The 14868-nt window shown below is 66.3% G+C and carries 17 protein-coding genes; 9 read left to right on the top strand and 8 right to left on the bottom strand.

The genetic code is table 11. From position 1 onward, the window contains the following. Positions 1–24 precede the first annotated feature (24 nt). The gene (locus AB0F17_RS12860) at positions 25–1008 is read left to right on the top strand and encodes an LLM class flavin-dependent oxidoreductase (protein WP_358020791.1); all 984 of its coding nucleotides are present in this window, start codon (positions 25–27) and stop codon (positions 1006–1008) included. A 149-nt stretch (positions 1009–1157) separates the two neighbouring features. Here the strand turns inward: AB0F17_RS12860 and AB0F17_RS12865 are convergent, their stop codons facing one another. Continuing rightward, positions 1158–1499: a metalloregulator ArsR/SmtB family transcription factor gene (locus AB0F17_RS12865; protein ID WP_358020794.1), complete on the bottom strand. Its 342-nt coding sequence runs from the start codon at positions 1497–1499 to the stop codon at positions 1158–1160. A 138-nt stretch (positions 1500–1637) separates the two neighbouring features. Here AB0F17_RS12865 and AB0F17_RS12870 point away from each other — a divergent pair, with 138 nt between their 5' ends. Next, the gene (locus AB0F17_RS12870; protein ID WP_358020797.1) at positions 1638–1997 is read left to right on the top strand and encodes a nuclear transport factor 2 family protein; all 360 of its coding nucleotides are present in this window, start codon (positions 1638–1640) and stop codon (positions 1995–1997) included. A 6-nt stretch (positions 1998–2003) separates the two neighbouring features. Here the strand turns inward: AB0F17_RS12870 and AB0F17_RS12875 are convergent, their stop codons facing one another. After that, positions 2004–2783, bottom strand: coding sequence for a DeoR/GlpR family DNA-binding transcription regulator (locus AB0F17_RS12875; protein WP_358020800.1), 780 nt, complete (start codon positions 2781–2783; stop codon positions 2004–2006). A gap of 689 nt (positions 2784–3472) precedes the next feature. On the opposite strand from AB0F17_RS12875, the gene AB0F17_RS12880 reads away from it, so the two are divergent. Beyond that, positions 3473–4471 carry a tagatose 1,6-diphosphate aldolase gene (locus AB0F17_RS12880; protein WP_358020803.1) on the top strand — a complete coding sequence of 333 codons (999 nt, stop codon included), beginning with the start codon at positions 3473–3475 and terminating at the stop codon, positions 4469–4471. A 15-nt stretch (positions 4472–4486) separates the two neighbouring features. After that, a complete protein-coding gene (locus AB0F17_RS12885) occupies positions 4487–5509 on the top strand; it encodes a class I mannose-6-phosphate isomerase (RefSeq protein ID WP_358020806.1) in 1023 nt (340 codons plus the stop codon). 53 nt (positions 5510–5562) lie between these two features. Here AB0F17_RS12885 and AB0F17_RS12890 read toward each other — a convergent pair whose 3' ends face one another. The 3 genes from AB0F17_RS12890 to AB0F17_RS12900 all read right to left on the bottom strand — a co-directional run bounded on the left by AB0F17_RS12890 (position 5563) and on the right by AB0F17_RS12900 (position 7839). Further along, on the bottom strand, positions 5563–6189 hold the full coding sequence (locus AB0F17_RS12890; protein WP_358020809.1) for a PepSY domain-containing protein: 627 nt from the start codon (positions 6187–6189) through the stop codon (positions 5563–5565). 182 nt (positions 6190–6371) lie between these two features. After that, a complete protein-coding gene (locus AB0F17_RS12895) occupies positions 6372–6809 on the bottom strand; it encodes a class I SAM-dependent methyltransferase (protein ID WP_358020812.1) in 438 nt (145 codons plus the stop codon). 175 nt (positions 6810–6984) lie between these two features. Continuing rightward, positions 6985–7839 carry a type II CAAX endopeptidase family protein gene (locus tag AB0F17_RS12900; protein ID WP_358020815.1) on the bottom strand — a complete coding sequence of 285 codons (855 nt, stop codon included), beginning with the start codon at positions 7837–7839 and terminating at the stop codon, positions 6985–6987. A 490-nt stretch (positions 7840–8329) separates the two neighbouring features. On the opposite strand from AB0F17_RS12900, the gene AB0F17_RS12905 reads away from it, so the two are divergent. Further along, positions 8330–8899: a helix-turn-helix domain-containing protein gene (locus AB0F17_RS12905; protein WP_358020818.1), complete on the top strand. Its 570-nt coding sequence runs from the start codon at positions 8330–8332 to the stop codon at positions 8897–8899. An 86-nt stretch (positions 8900–8985) separates the two neighbouring features. On the opposite strand, the gene AB0F17_RS12910 is transcribed toward AB0F17_RS12905, so the two are convergent. The 3 genes from AB0F17_RS12910 to AB0F17_RS12920 are packed head-to-tail and all read right to left on the bottom strand — an operon-like array spanning position 8986 to position 11460. Then, entirely contained in the window at positions 8986–9333 is a 348-nt protein-coding gene (locus tag AB0F17_RS12910; protein WP_358020821.1) for a 2'-5' RNA ligase family protein, read from the bottom strand. Positions 9334–9373: 40 nt separating this feature from the next. Further along, entirely contained in the window at positions 9374–9973 is a 600-nt protein-coding gene (locus AB0F17_RS12915) for a TetR/AcrR family transcriptional regulator (RefSeq protein ID WP_358020824.1), read from the bottom strand. Further along, the gene (locus AB0F17_RS12920) at positions 9943–11460 is read right to left on the bottom strand and encodes an FAD-dependent monooxygenase (protein ID WP_358020827.1); all 1518 of its coding nucleotides are present in this window, start codon (positions 11458–11460) and stop codon (positions 9943–9945) included. Before AB0F17_RS12920 ends, AB0F17_RS12915 begins: the two co-directional genes overlap by 31 nt. 582 nt (positions 11461–12042) lie before the next feature. Here AB0F17_RS12920 and AB0F17_RS12925 point away from each other — a divergent pair. From AB0F17_RS12925 to AB0F17_RS12940, 4 genes are all read left to right on the top strand, one after another. Next, on the top strand, positions 12043–12270 hold the full coding sequence (locus tag AB0F17_RS12925) for a hypothetical protein (RefSeq protein WP_358020830.1): 228 nt from the start codon (positions 12043–12045) through the stop codon (positions 12268–12270). Between the two features lie 250 nt (positions 12271–12520). After that, the gene (locus AB0F17_RS12930; RefSeq protein ID WP_358020833.1) at positions 12521–12775 is read left to right on the top strand and encodes a hypothetical protein; all 255 of its coding nucleotides are present in this window, start codon (positions 12521–12523) and stop codon (positions 12773–12775) included. Positions 12776–13156: 381 nt separating this feature from the next. Continuing rightward, positions 13157–13771: a hypothetical protein gene (locus AB0F17_RS12935; protein ID WP_358020836.1), complete on the top strand. Its 615-nt coding sequence runs from the start codon at positions 13157–13159 to the stop codon at positions 13769–13771. A gap of 775 nt (positions 13772–14546) precedes the next feature. Further along, positions 14547–14868, top strand: a 322-nt coding sequence (locus AB0F17_RS12940) for a hypothetical protein (protein WP_358020839.1), incomplete at its 3' end; no start/stop codon positions are given.

Below are 14868 nucleotides of genomic sequence, written 5' to 3' on the forward strand. Positions count from 1 at the left end.
GACGGGTTCGCGGTTGCACGTCTCATGGCTCTTCCGCTCTCCATCCTTGACCTTGCACACATCGGCGAAGGGGAGACGGCGGGCGACAGCTTCCGCGCCAGCGTGACCCTGGCGCAGCGTGCGGAGGAGTGGGGCTACCAACGGATCTGGTACGCCGAGCACCACAACATGCCCTCCATCGCCTCCTCCGCCACCAGTGTCCTCATAGCCCACGTGGCCGCACAGACCCAAACGATCCGTCTCGGGGCCGGCGGCATCATGCTGCCCAACCACGCCCCGCTGACCATCGCCGAACAGTTCGGCACGCTCGAAACCCTGCATCCGGGGCGCATCGACCTCGGCCTCGGCCGGGCGCCGGGCAGCGACCAGCAGACCATGCGGGCCATGCGCCGCAACCCGGCCTCCTCCGACGACTTCCCGCAGGACGTCCTGGAACTCCAGGGCTACCTGACGGGCCAGTCCCGCATCCCGGGCGTGGACGCGACCCCGGGCAAGGGCACCGACGTGCCGCTCTACATCCTCGGCTCGTCCCTGTTCGGCGCCAAGCTCGCCGCCACCCTCGGTCTCCCGTACGCCTTCGCCTCCCACTTCGCCCCGGCCGCGCTGGAGGACGCCGTCGCGCTCTACCGGCGCGAGTTCCAGCCGTCCGAGCAGTTGGCGCAGCCGTACGTCATCGCCGGTGTCAACGTCATCGCGGCGGACACCACGGACGAGGCGGAGGCGCAGTTCCTGGCCATGAAGCGCACCCGGGTGAGCCGGTTCCTCGGCCGCGGCCAGACGTTCACCCAGGAGGAGGCCGACCTCGTCCTGGCCTCGCCCGCCGGGCAGCAGATCCTGCAGATGGCCAAGTACTCCGCCATCGGAACCGCCGCCGAGGTGCGGGACTACCTCGACCGCTTCGCCAAGCAGGCCCAGGCCGACGAGCTGATCGTCGTCTCCGCGGCCCCCGACAGGACAGCCTGGCTGCGCTCCATCGAATTGCTGGCCCCGGGAACATCCGGCGCCTGACGACGGTTACATCATTCGTGGCCGGTGTGCCCAGTGTCCCCGGGCCTCACCTATCGCCTTCGCGGAATACCGTTCGGCTGGAGCCGCGTTGCGCCTTTCGCCGAGAGGCGACACGCACACCGGTACGCACTCGTCAGCCGAAGGCCCCGTCAGATCTCTGACGGGGCCTTCGGTCTGCTCAGGGGACTGAACAACTCGCCGAGCCGCGCCACGACCTCCGGAACGATCCGGTAGTACACCCAGGTCCCGCGCCGCTCCCCATCGATCAGCCCAGCGGTCCGCAGCACCTTCAGGTGGTGGGAGATGGTCGGGGCGGTCAACTCGAAGGCATCGGTCAGATCGCACACGCACGCCTCGCCGCCCGCGTGGGACCCGATCATCGACAGCAACCGCAGCCGCACCGGATCGGCGACCGCCTTGAGCAGCACCACCAACTCGGCCGTATCCGGCTCGGACAGCGGCTCGCGAACGATCGGCGCACAGCACTCCACCGGCGACTCCTCCAGCCCTTGATTAGACGCTCGCCTAAATAATAGGCCCTGACACCGCACGTACCTGCCAGGGGATGTCAGGTACAGCGGCTAGCGTCGGCAATGCCCGCCAGGTGCTTCCCAGAAAGGTTCGCAGGGATGAGCGAGATCGAAACAACACTGCTGGAAATCGAACAACGGATGCTGGACGCCGACGCGGCCTACGACGAGACGTTTTTCAAGGAGTACTGCGCCGGCGATTTCGTCGCCATGGGTAGTTACGGCGTGGTCTCCAGGGATCAGGTGCTCGATATGTACGCCAAGGGAAAGGGCAATCCAGACCGACGTAACCGGCTACACGATCCCACTGTCAAATTGCTCGGCGACGGCGGCGCGCTGATCACCTACAAACTGACCAGCACCACGGGAGACGAGACGTCTTCCTGGTATGCGACGACGGCATATCGGCGGGTGGGCGAGGGCTGGCGCGTGGTTCTCCTTCATCAGACACCGGCGTAGGACGCCTCAGTCCACCGTGACCAGTTCCACCCCGGCGTCCTTCAACGCCGCGGCGAGGTCCTCGGGCGGCGACGCGTCGGTGACCAGGACCGATACCCGGTCGAGCCCGCAGATGTGCACGAACGCGCTTCTGCCGAACTTCGACGAGTCGGCCACGACGATGACCCGCGTGCCGGCGTCGATCATCTGGCGCATCATCTGGGCCTCGTGCAGGTTGCTGGTGGAGAGTCCGCCGCTGGTCGAGATGCCGCCGACACCGATCACGGCGGTGTCGGCGCTGATGCCCGCGGTGTCGGCGAACGCCACCGGCCCGATGGTGACATTTGACGCGACGCGGCAGCTACCGCCGATGACATAGAGGTCGCGTACGGCTTCCTGCGGGATCTCGGCCGGCAGGCGCAGATTGTTCGTGACCACTGTGAGGTCGCGCTTGCCGGCGAGCGCCCGGGCCACCGCGAGCGTGGTCGTGCCGCCGTTGACGATCAGGGTCTCGCCGCTGGCGATGAGCTGCGCCGCGGCGATGCCGATGGCCTGCTTGGCCGGGTGGTGCACGGCCGCGCGGCTGTCGAAGGGAGTGTCGGCCGTGGCCAGTTCGTCCGTGTGCATCGCGCCACCGTGGGTACGGGCGATCAGCCCGCGCTCCGCGAGGTGGTCGAGGTCGCGACGGATGGTGTCCATCGACACGGCGAATCGTTCTGCCAACTCGGCGACCGTGGCGTGACCGCGTTCGCGAACATGCCTCACGAGTTCGGCGCGACGCTGGCCGGGCAGTGCCGTGTCTTGCATGATCCACTCCCGAGAATGCGGCTAGTTGCGGTTAGTTCCAGGTTTTTGCGATTTTTTCGTTGACTCCCCTTTGAAACCAAGCATATTATCGCAAATATCAGCGAACCTGCCTAGCTGAATACAGCAGGAATACGCATCACGTCATCCCCCCGAAGCACCGTGTTCGGTCTCCTGCGTCCGAGGAGTAGCGATGACATCCAGCGATTCCCGACCTATCAGTCGGCGCACAGTCCCGCAGCTCGGCACCGCCCTCGGCGCGGTGGCCACGGTACGGTACGGCCCGTGGCCGGCGCGGCCGCTCGTGGCGCCCCGGCCAAGCCGCCCCACTCCATCCTCGAGTACGCGGCGGACACCCGCTGACACGCGGGCACCGTACGCCGGACCAGCCGGATCATCGTCCGGCTCGCCGAAGACGGCATCGAGCGGGACGACGTGTTCGCCACCCTCGTCCCCGCACTGGCCCAGACCACGGGTGGGGGACGCGTCCCCGCACTGGCCCAGACCACGGGTGCGGGACTCGGCCCCGGGCTCAACGGCGTGCCCGACATGGATCACACCGCCCAGACCTGGCCGCGAGTCGTTCCGCCGCCACGACCGGCCTCGACGACACATCCGTCACGGGGGTGATGCTCGCCGACTGCCTACCGGTCAACTCTGACCTACCTCGCCTATCCATCTGGAGACACTCCATGAAACCGCTCATCGACCCCGGCAAGGTCCGTGGCCTGCAGCGAGTCACCAGCGCCGACGGATTCTTCCTGATCTGCGCCCTCGACCACCTGTCCGACTTCGCCGAACTGCTCGCCCCCGACCCGGCGACCGTCACCTTCGCCGATGTCGTCACCGCCAAGGACGCGGTGGTCCGCGCCATGGCCCCGTCGATCTCGGCCGTACTGCTCGACCCGCTGTACGCCCTCGGCCATCTCGTGGCCTCCGGCGCGGTGCCGGGGACCATCGGGCTGATGTCGAGCATCGAGGACGAGGACTACCGGCACCCGGACGGCCCGCGCCGTACCCGGCTGCGCGAGAACTGGGATGTCAACCGGATCAAGATGGCCGGCGCCGACATGTGCAAGTTGCTGTGGTTCTACCGCCCCGACGGCGATCCAGCCGTCGCCGAGCAGCAGCGGCAGCTCGTGGCCGACCTCGCCGCCGAGTGCGCCGAACTCAGCCTCCCCCTGGTGGTCGAGCCGCTCTGGTACCCGCTGCCGGGCGAGGACCCGACCACAGCCGAATGGAAGGCCGCCCGGGTGCGCGGCATCATCGCCTCCGCCGCGGCCGCCAACAGACTCGGTGTCGACATGCTCAAGGTGGAGTTCCCCGGCTACGTCGGCACGGCAGAAGGACGCGAGCAGGCGGCCGCCGCCTGCGCGGAGCTGGACTCGATGGTGAGCGTGCCGTGGGTGATCCTGTCCGCCGGGGTGGGATATACCGACTTCAGGACGCAGCTCGAGATCGCGTGCCAGGCCGGCGCCGCCGGCTACCTCGCCGGCCGGTCGATCTGGCGCGACGCCGTGTCCACCCACGACGCCGAGGCCCGCGACCAGGCCATCGCGGAGGCCAAGGCGCGGCTTGAGGAGCTCAACACCGTGACACGACGGTACGGCCGTTCCTACACCCCGGCCCGGCCACTCGACGAGGTGGTCAAGGAACTGCCCGCCGAGTGGTACCGCACCTGGCACGCCTGACCTGGGAGAACATGCATGACCATCTACCCCCTGCCCGCGAACACCCCGCGTTCGTTCTACCGCGGCGCCGGACGCATCAGCCGGTTCCGCGGGATCCCATCCGCCGGTGATCCCTACTATCCGGAGGACTGGATCGCCTCGACCACCAGCCGGTACGGGGCGGCGCCCGCGGGACTGACCACGCTGCCCGACGGCCGGTCCCTCACCGAGGCGATCGCCGGCGATCCCCTGTGGTGGCTGGGGGAACGGCACGTCGCGGAGCATGGCGCCGACCCCGCGATCCTGGTGAAGCTGCTGGACGCGGGGGAACGGCTACCACTGCACGTACACCCCGATCGGCGATTCGCCGCCGCCCATCTGGCCTCGCCCTATGGGAAGACCGAGGCCTGGGTGATCGTCTCGGCCGAGCCGGAGGCGGCGGTGCACCTCGGCTTCGCCCGGGACGTCGAGCCGGACGAGCTGGCCCGCTGGGTCGCGGACCAGCGGATCGACCAGATGCTCGACGCCACGAACCGCGTGCCGGTGCGGGCCGGCGACGCCATCGTGTGCCCCGCGGGTCTGCCGCACGCCGTCGGGGCCGGGATCCTCATGGTCGAGGTGCAGGAGCCGACCGACTTCTCCGTGCTGCTCGAGTGGGAGGGCTTCGCCATCGACGGCCCGGCCAACGGGCATCTGGGGCTCGGCTACGACCAGGCGCTCGGCTGCGTCGACAGCAGCGGCTTGGGCGCGGAACGGCTGATCGAGCTACGCCGGGCCCGCGGCTCGGCGAGCGACGACCGGCCTGGGGTCCACCGCCTCTTCGCCGAGTTCGCCGACGAGTTCTTCGCGGCCGAGAGGCTGCGTCCCGATCCCGTCAGCGTGCTGGAGCCGGCGTACTCCGTCGTCACCGTCACCGCCGGCGACGGGATCATCACGAGCGAACAAGGCCCGCCGGCCCCGGTCAAGGCCGGAGACACGCTGCTCATCCCGCACGCGGCCGGATGGTGCACCCTGCGCGGCGACACTACGGCCGTACGCTGCAAGCCAGCCCAAGCCTAGTGACCATGGACGTCTACCCGCAGATCACAGCAGCGAGCTCGAGTTCCGCCCTTCTACCCGTTCTTGGTCACGGTGCCGGTCTTGGCGTCGACCTTGGCCCCCTGCCAGCTGCCGTCCGGGGTGGCGACATCGACATCCCAGACGAGGAGATCGTTCTTGTTGTACCTGTCCAGGCTCATATGAGTGATCTTGCCGTGCACCGCGGAGGACACCTTCTCCACCGCGTCCTTGAAGGTGAGCTCGGCGTCCTTGATGATGCCCATGACCCGGTCCTTCTCCCCTTTGCCGGTGTCCTTGACCCTGGGTCCTGAGACCACCTTTCCTGACTCGTCTACTTCGAGCAGCCGCTCTGTGCCGTCGGACCCGGCCAGCTGGACCTCCCAGATCTGGCCGCCGTTCTCCGACTGGACCGAGAGGACCGTGGAGCCCTTGACGGCGTTCATGGCCGCGGCGATCGCCTTCTCGAGGCTCGCCATGTCGCCGGATTCCTGGCCGGGGTCGCCGCCGGGGTCAGCCGACGGCCCCGGCGTTGACATGAGAGGGACGACCGCGCGCTGCGCGGGCGCCGCCTTGACAGCACTGGACTGAGTATCGGCGCTCCCGCAGGCCGCGGCCGCGAGCAGCGCAGAGCCGACGAAAATGACGTCGATAATGGTCTTTATCCGCATTTCAGCCTTCATACTGATGACGTTGCCCGGGACTCTATAAAGGCACGCCCGGAACTCGGGCAATAGGCTCCTGCAAATCGCCCTCCCGCCAGCCTTGCGCGTGGTGAAGCGGGGGCGGTAGCTCAAGGAGGTCCTGCGCGACTACGAGGACGGCCTCACCATCGCAAAGGGCGACGCCACAGTCGAGCAGGCCGTCAACGATTGGCCCGCGTACGGGGACGCTGCAGCGTCAGCGCGTAGATCGCATCCAGGACCGCCGGAAGGTCACTGTTGGGCACATGCAGCAAGCAGTTCAGCGCGTACACCGCGTCGAACGAGCCGGGCGCGAAATCGAGACTCAGAAAGTCCATGGCACGAGCCTCGATGCCCTTCTCCCGGCAGAGAGCCACCATGGCAGGCGACAGATCAACGGCAACAACTTCCAGACCGTTCTCCTGAAAGTACGCACTGTCCTGGCCCGTTCCAGCGCCGATCTCCAGCACCCGCCTGCAACCCTGACGCTTCAGCCGGTTCAGGAACGCTTCACGCTCTGCCAACTTCCACGGAGCCTTGCCGCTGACATCCCGCCGCTTGGCACTACCCTCGTACGCCGTTCGAAGGGGGCCGATCACATCGTCGTAGCGCACGCTCATCGCGTCATGATGCCCTACGAGAGATCTTCGACAACAGACGAGACGGGAACGACCGTCTCGCAGAAGCCCTCCGCGACCTCGCTTCTGACCTGGAACCGCCTTCGGGATTCGAACCCGAGACCCCTTCATTACGAGGACAGGGCAGGTCTGCGGCTTGGGCGGTGAGGACGTCGAGTTAGTGACGACCTGGCGTGGGTTGGGGGTCCGCATGAACCGGCAGGTCCGCCCGGCGATCGCGCTGCCAGGCAAGCAGCGTGATCGCGACAATGACCTGCACCGCCACGATGAATGCCTGCGTCATGGGCGAGCTGACGCCCAACAGCGCCATTGTCGCGTTGACGCCGAAGTGCACCGCGATTGCCGCCGCAACCCCAGCACGCTCATAGGCGTAACCGGTCAGCAGCGCCATCGGAAGGACGCTGATCGTGAACAGCAGCCCACCCCAGCTGATAAGACCGAATGCCGCCTGGACAGTCCCGTGGACGAAGAACAGCGGCAGATGCCATACCGCCCAGACGACACCCAGCAGCAGGCCGGCCCGCAGGCGGCTCATCGACGCACGCAGGCGTGGATATGCCGTGCCACGCCAGCCGGGCTCTTCGGCCAACGGACCAGCGATCAGCATGCTGACGACGAACGGTACAGGTCCGCCGACGGCCGCGATCAGACTCTGCCCCGCCGTTGAACTCACCGCAGGACCACCCACGAGGTACGCGAGCAACGCGGCTACCAGCACCGTTGCCGATGCCATCACCAGCAGAGGCAGCACCCAGAGCAGTCGCGCGCTCAGCCGAAGTCTCACCGTATGAGCAGGAGCGGGCTGACGGCGGCGAGCGCGTCCCGCTCGGACCACGATCGCGCCGATCACCGGACCGAAGCCGCCTAACACGTAGGGAATGACGGTGGGGAAACTCATCGGCGATCCACCGAGTTTGATCGCAACAAGCCAGAGAGCCCAGCTCGTCGTGAATGTGACCGCCCAAAAAGCGGCAAGGCCGCTCTTCTGGCGAACAGGAGTTGAGATGGTCATGCCTTCTTCCTTCCACGGGTATCGCATGAAGGAATTCCTGATTCCTTCCGCACGGGACGAGCGGAAACTGCAATTGAAGAATTCTCGACGATCAGCGGCGGAACAGGCGGAATGATACGGCCGGCCGCGAGCCCCGAGAGCAACGAAAATGAATACGTTGACCAGACGTAGCACCCAGTCGACACCCGACCTACTGGAATGGTGGCATTAGTGACTCTTCCATCCCGTCAGGGAGAATCCGTCCGCTCTACGGGGCGAATCCCCTGGACGCCCCTGGAGCCGGAGGGCGAGCCAGCCGGCCACCTGCGCGAGCAGATCGGCTGACGCAGCAGCAGGACGGCCGGGTGCGAGCCGGGACCCGCGGGCAGGGTTAGGGTGCCGACCAGGGACAGTCCATCGTCCGCGGTGGCTGTCATATCGACATCCCACATGTCCCGCCTCTCGTTGTTCTCGACTTTGAGAACATTATCGTAAGTGAGAATATTGGTCCATGGCAACCGCAGACCTTCTCCTGCATCCCGTCCGGATGCGCATCCTGCAAGCGCTGTTCGACGCTGATCCGCTGACCACCGCACAGTTGCGCGACCGGCTACCCGACATCGCACCGGCGACGATGTACCGGCACATCGCCGTACTGGCCGACGCGGGCGTGCTGGAGGTGGTGGACGAGAAACGGGTGCGCGGCACGGTGGAGCGCAGCTACCGGGTATGCCCGGAGCAGGCAGTGGTCGACCCCGCCGCGCGGAGGGCTATGACGCGGGAGGACCACCTACGGGCGTACACCACGTTCGCGGCATCGTTGCTGACGGATTTCGACCGCTATCTGGCCCACGAGGATGCCGATCCCACCTCGGACGGCGTGGTCTACCGGCAGGCGGCTGTGTGGCTGACCGAAGAAGAATTCGCCGCGATGATCGAGGAGATCGAGAGCGCGGTCCTCGCACGGGTCGGCCAAGCTAGGGATGGCGACCGCATACGTCACGTCATCAGCCTCGTCGTCGTGCCGGACAAACCCAGGACAGAACACGTGCCGGACGCCGACACCGGCGCCGGTGGCTGATTGAACACCGAGCTGCGGGCTCGTGCCGCCCCGACGGCCCGCCGAGCCGGCAGAAGGGTCTCAAGGGCCTCATGGCACGGGGCAGATCACCCGCAGAGGGGGAACACGGCGTGTTGGTGCCAGCGGTCGCCGTCACTGACGAAGAGACTGACCGACGCGACGTTGGCGGTGACTGGCGGCCCTGCGGTCAGTGCGGCTTCCACCTCGTCGTAAACGTGGGCCTGCTGGTCGTGGGCGACGGTCAGGTGCGGGATGATCTCCGCGAACTGTCCACCGTAGGGCGGCGCTTCGGGCCACCGCGCCGCAACGGCCTCAGTCAGCGTGCGAAACGGCTGGTCGGGCGTCGGCGCCAGGTAGAGCACGTCAGGGAAGCGCCGGCACCTGTCGAAGCGGACGGTGAACGGGCTGTGCTCACCGATCGCAAACCCAACCACATGACTGTAACCACAGGACCGAAAGCCAGGCCTGGGCGAATCAAGGCTGGTATCCGATGTGGCGCAGGAGGACCTGCAGTCGGTGCTCAACCTGTGCTGCGGTCATGTCCTGCTCATGCTGGAGAAGGACGAATCCGACGGAGCTGGCGAGGATGTCCTGGATGACGCTCGGATCGGTGCCCGGTGGGAAGCGGCCGGCGTCGATGGCCTGCTGCGCGATCTGCGCCAGGGCCTCCAGCCGCGGCTGGAGGTAGCGCCTCGTGTAGGCGGTTACCAGTTGCGGGTAATCCACGGAGGCACCGATGACTCGCGCCATCAGCGCGCGGAAGCGGGGGCGGCTGAGGAGCTCGGCGATGGACACGACCAGCTCGTCGATGGACTGCCCGGCCGGGGCCGCCTCCATGTCGGGATTGCGGGCACGCTCCAGGGCGGCCATCAGCAGGTCCTCTTTGGCTCGCCAGCGCCGGTAGACGGTCAGTTTCGCCACGCCGGCGCGTTGGGCGACCGCTTCGATGCTGGTGCCCGCCGCGCCGCGTTCGATCAGCAGGTCCAACGCCGCGTCCAGGATGGCGGCGTCGTTTTCCGGATCGCGTGGGCGGCCATGGCGTTCTACGCCGGCCACAGCACCTGGTTCAGCCATGCGGTCAGTTTGTCGGGTGCCGGACGGCCGCGCCAACCGATGTGCCCGTCGGGGCGGATCAGCACCACGTCGTGCGAGTTGGACTCAACCGGGGTGAGCGCGGTGACCATGTCTGTGCCCAGTTGTGCGGCGGCGGCCTGAGCGTGGCGGTCGGCGATGTGTGGGTCGGCGGCGACCACTACCCAGCGTCCAGAGATCGCGGCGTGGAGTGTGGTCTGACTGCCGTCGAGGCGTCGGCAGGTGAGGTCGGGCATCCGGTCGCCTGGATGCAGGCCGGGCAGCCACCGGTGCGAGGTGGGGGCGAGCGGCCCGCCCCGGTAGTTGATGCCGAGTTGGGAGGCGGCCAGCCACAGTCGACGCTGTACGGCGGGCAGGCGGACGGCCGGCAGGACCAGCTTGTCGCGGACCAGACGTTTCCACGGGTTGTGGGGCAACATGATGTCGACTGCGGCGCTGGTGGCGCGCAGGACGTTGCGGGCCAGTGGGCGCCGCTCGCCTTCGTAGGTGTCGAGGAGTCGCTGGTCGGCGCGGCCGCGGGCGACCAGTACCAACTTCCAGGCGAGGTTTTCCGCATCGCCCAGTCCGGTGTTCTGCCCCTGTCCGCCGGTGGGGCTCTGGATGTGCGCGGCATCGCCCGCCAGCAGGATCCGACCGTGGCGATAGGCGTCGGCGAGTCGGCGGTGGATCCGGAACTCGGAGGCCCAGCGGATTTCGGCGACCGTGTCGAGGCTGACGCCGCTGCGGTGGGAGAACTCGCTCAGCACCCGATCGGTGATCTCGCCTTCGGACAGCTGGTCGGGCAGGTCTGGCGATGGCTCGGTGAAGACCCGCCAGGTGTCGTCCGGCAGCGCGGTGACCGAAAGCATGTGCCCGGACTCCATCCAGGTCGTGCTGCCGTTCTTGTCGAATGGCCACTGAGCCCGTACGTCGACCATGAGCAGGCGTTCTAGGAGTTTGCGGCCGGGAAAGCCGATTCCGGCGAGTTTGCGTACCGTGCTGTGCGCACCGTCGCAGCCGATTAACCAATGGCCCTCGATCTGTTGCTCGGCGCCGTCGGCTGTCTGGACGGTGACGGTGACGCTCATGGCCTCCTGTTGGGCTGCCACCAGCCGGGTCCCCCACTCCACGGTGCCGCCTAGTTCGGCCAGCCGCTGCCGCAACGCACCTTCGACTTCGGCCTGCGAGATCAGCAGCGCCTGTTTCGGCTGGTCCGCAACGGCCTGGCCGACGTGGAGGCGCAGCACGGTGCGCGATCCTTCGTTGTAGGACATGTTGAGGGAGGACTGGGAGCGTTCCGGCAGGTCGCCGAGCGCGCCGATCCGTTCCAGGACCTCCACACCGCGTGGTTGCAGGCCAAGAGCCCGGGAAGTGGTGGCGGGGCCGCTGGCGGCGTCGATGAGGCGAACGGGGACGTCGTGCAGTGCCAGATGAATGGCCAGGGCGAGCCCCGTGGGGCCGGCTCCTGTGATGAGTACAGTGTCAGTCACTTAGTAAACGATACGGTACCGATTACTAAATAAGCCATCGGGGACTCGTGTGAGCAAGGTCACCGACCTCTTGGGCGCGGACGGCTTGAGGCGCGACGGACATCACACCCCCCGATGGCTCGCTGCCACCTACCAGAGGGCCGGGTACTTATGCGCCGGCTCTACACCGCCACCAGGCCCACTTTGGCCAGCGTCGTGCGTTCGGTTGTCATGGCGTGCTCGGCGTGCTCGGCTGCTGCTCCGGATCGCTCTGCTTGCGTCGCGGTGCCTGTGGCCGATTGGGCGGCGGGGCGGTCGGGCGAGACCGGCCCGGAGAGGCAAGTAACTCGCGTGTCCCTGCGTTGTTCAAGGAGTGCCATGGCTGCTACCGACGATGTCGGATGGTGGATCGTGGAACGAGTGGACAGACCTCGACGTTATCCGTGCCCGGCTCGCCGCGGGTGCTGACCCCAACTCCGGCGTGCGCCTCTTTGGGAAGCCGCTGCACGTCGCGGCTGAGCGGGGATCGCCTGAAGTGGTCGCCGAACTGGCCATGCGCGTCAACGTGTCGACGCCGAGCATCGAGGCCGTACCGCGCTCTGGATGGCCGTCTTCGAAGGCCGTGTAGACAACGCCCGAGCCCTCGTCTCCGCTGGAGCGGACCCGTGGCGCCTCATGATGGGCGGCTGGTCCCCCCGGCCGCCTCAGCCTGGGCGGCCCCACTCCAGACCTCTTCCCCATCCCGTCACCGGAGATCGGTCTCTCCGAGGCCGAGGCCACCACCGCGGCGGAAGCCAAATGTCTGATCCCCGCGCTGGGAGACTTCTATGACGACGGCCTGAGCCTGGCCTGCGTAGCCGACGTCAGCGCAGGCCAGGCGGCAGCGCACCTGGAAGCCACACCGGCCGACGACGTGAACATCGACGCCCTTTACGAGGCCTGGTGGAACAACCCGGACGCCGCCATGATCGTCGGCATCATCGACGTGCCCGGCGGCTGCGTCATCACCTAACCTTGGGGATACACCCCGTCCACTCCCGACGTCGTCAAGCGCGTCTCGCCGGGCACAGTCTGCTACAGCATGTACGCCAATCCCAAAGGCGGCAGAAGCGGATACATCGCCCGAGACGGAACGATCTTAAGCTGGGAGCCACACAGCGCCTACACCATCCCCCCTGACACCTATGCCGAAAAGATTCTTGCCGCCTACCTCTACCGCAACCACCCTGTAGCGTTTTGCTGCGCCGGTGCAGACCTGCGCCTGCTCGACGCCCGGCCGATCACCGGCCCACCCGATATCTGGCTGCGACTGCCCGAGCGGAACTACCACGCCTGACGTACGGACATGTTCGTCCCGCGACCCCGAAACCAGCCTCACTAAAGATCAAAACCCAGACATCTGACCTGGGCTTTTATGTGAGTGGAGCCTAGGAGATTCGAACTCCAAACTCCCTGCTTGCAAACGGGAGCCAGTCACGAGGTAGAGGGCTCCTCGCCCTGCTCAAGCAGTAGATGAAGGCCGTCGGGATGGGATGCTGTGAGACAGTGTTGCTGTACTTCTCTGCTGTAGTGCAGTAGGCGATGAGCAGATGTCGTAGATCTGATGGCAGGCGGGCGCTGACCTGGGCGGCTTCTGGGATCGCGTCGTTGACCTGCTGCTGCGGCTTCCGCTGGTTGTCAACGTTTCGCAGGGCTTTTCACGGCTCGTGTGCCCTGGATGAGCCCCGACCTCTTCCTTATCAAGGACCCGGAGGTGGTTGTCATTTGGATGCAGTTAGTGCCAGCCGTTGTCGGTCTTGTTGGCGTTGTGATCGGGGTGCTTGTTGGCGCCTGGCGGCAATCACTACTTCAGCAGGGTAACTGGCTGCGCGACGACCTGAGGCGTTGGCAGCGGGACCGAAGGGCGTCGTACCTCAAGCTCGTCCAGGCTGACGATGAACTGTACCGTTGTGTGATCCGGGACTTGCGTGACCCGCCGCCTGGGCAGGCGGTAACTAGTCGAACAGTAGGTCTTGATGAAGTAATTCCGCCACTCGCTACGGATGAACGTGCCGGACTGCTCCAGGCATTTGACCGCCTCTGGCGTGCGAAGCGCGAAATCGAGCTTCACCATTTGACGGACGACGCACTCTTAGCAGCAACCAACAGGCTCACACTCAAGGACGCCGAACTGGTGAGCCTTATGCTATTCGACTTGACTCGCCACCCTGAAGAGGCGCAAGAAATAACAATACAAATCCGAGATGCGCTGAAGGCACGGCGCGACTTAATTGACCAATTCATACAGGAAGCACGGATGGCTCTGAACGTCCCGCGTAACCGGAATGCTTAATTCGATTTCGGGCCTGTTCGCTTATCCGTGTCTCGCCAAGGTTGCAGGGGTAGGCGTGATCTCCGCGCGTGTTCCATTGCCCTGATCTTCCCGTCCGCTATCGCCCCCCGGAAGGGCAGCGGGCCGGTGACGGAGGGGCAAGCCCGGCTTCGCGTGTCCATGCTCCCGGTGGCCTTCCTCGCGCGCTGGTTGCCCTGCCGACACAGGTGGGCTTGACCTGGAGGAGCTGGTCTGCTGCCTTGCCCGGGTTGATCGCGGGCGGGACGATCAGCCCCCACCTAAGCCATCCCTAAAGCATCCGGGCTGCTGATCTGCGAGCTTCCCAGATCCGGAGATCCCGAGGTTTGGGGCAGCGCCCCAAGATCTTCCCCCCAACCGACCTTCCCCACCTGCTCCTCCCTCCTCCTGCTCTCTCCCTTTTCGCCAGTGTCGCCACCTGGTCTCCGAGGACCTCTCGGCTCATGCCTTTCTCCTCGTCGTGTCCGTTCACCTGCTGGAAAGAGACCTCTCGCACCAAGCAACTGCCGCCATCGAGGTCTCTGACCTGCTGTCGATGCAGGATCCTGCCTCGGCTGAGCTGGGGGAGCTGGCCGAACGAGTGGGGGCGTAGAAAAAGTACGCAGCGTAGTACTAAAAGAGCTTGACGGTCACAGCAGGACGGCAGGTCCGCCCTATCCTCCAAGGAGGCGCTGTGGCAATGGACCGCATTTTCGGCTTCTGATACGGAACAACAACTCCCGTCGCCGGGCCCCTCCTGAGACGGGACAATCAAGACGTGAGAATACTGGTCGCCTGCGTCGTACTGGCATCCCTAACGTCCTGCGGGTACGGCGAAGAGCAACGCGTCGTGCATTCATTCGCCGAGATGGAGCAGGTCGCCCGGACAACCGGGTCTGAAGACGACTCAACAAACCGAACGCTGGAGATCGGGGAGGCTGAGTTTCAAGCTGTCTTCCGGGAGGGCGACCGTGTCTATTTCAAGGTGGGCGAGAACGGGCCCAGTGACCCTTTTTCATCCTCAGGCGGCCTGAGCAACGCGGTGGTTCTGGAGGACGGCGATGGCCTTGCAGAGGTGGCCGGCCTTGCTCGGACTGCAG

The sequence above is a fragment of the Nonomuraea sp. NPDC026600 genome (genome assembly GCF_040638335.1).
GTDB lineage: Bacteria > Actinomycetota > Actinomycetes > Streptosporangiales > Streptosporangiaceae > Nonomuraea.

Excerpts from the sequence above, each read along its gene's own strand:
- AB0F17_RS12860 (WP_358020791.1), top strand. The coding sequence starts at position 25 with ATGGCTCTTCCGCTCTCCATCCTTGACCTTGCACACATCGGCGAAGGG.
- AB0F17_RS12870 (WP_358020797.1), top strand. The coding sequence starts at position 1,638 with ATGAGCGAGATCGAAACAACACTGCTGGAAATCGAACAACGGATGCTG.
- AB0F17_RS12875 (WP_358020800.1), bottom strand. The coding sequence starts at position 2,783 with ATGCAAGACACGGCACTGCCCGGCCAGCGTCGCGCCGAACTCGTGAGG.
- AB0F17_RS12880 (WP_358020803.1), top strand. The coding sequence starts at position 3,473 with ATGAAACCGCTCATCGACCCCGGCAAGGTCCGTGGCCTGCAGCGAGTC.
- AB0F17_RS12885 (WP_358020806.1), top strand. The coding sequence starts at position 4,487 with ATGACCATCTACCCCCTGCCCGCGAACACCCCGCGTTCGTTCTACCGC.
- AB0F17_RS12890 (WP_358020809.1), bottom strand. The coding sequence starts at position 6,189 with ATGAAGGCTGAAATGCGGATAAAGACCATTATCGACGTCATTTTCGTC.
- AB0F17_RS12895 (WP_358020812.1), bottom strand. The coding sequence starts at position 6,809 with ATGAGCGTGCGCTACGACGATGTGATCGGCCCCCTTCGAACGGCGTAC.
- AB0F17_RS12900 (WP_358020815.1), bottom strand. The coding sequence starts at position 7,839 with ATGACCATCTCAACTCCTGTTCGCCAGAAGAGCGGCCTTGCCGCTTTT.
- AB0F17_RS12905 (WP_358020818.1), top strand. The coding sequence starts at position 8,330 with ATGGCAACCGCAGACCTTCTCCTGCATCCCGTCCGGATGCGCATCCTG.
- AB0F17_RS12915 (WP_358020824.1), bottom strand. The coding sequence starts at position 9,973 with ATGGCTGAACCAGGTGCTGTGGCCGGCGTAGAACGCCATGGCCGCCCA.
- AB0F17_RS12925 (WP_358020830.1), top strand. The coding sequence starts at position 12,043 with ATGGCCGTCTTCGAAGGCCGTGTAGACAACGCCCGAGCCCTCGTCTCC.
- AB0F17_RS12930 (WP_358020833.1), top strand. The coding sequence starts at position 12,521 with ATGTACGCCAATCCCAAAGGCGGCAGAAGCGGATACATCGCCCGAGAC.
- AB0F17_RS12935 (WP_358020836.1), top strand. The coding sequence starts at position 13,157 with ATGAGCCCCGACCTCTTCCTTATCAAGGACCCGGAGGTGGTTGTCATT.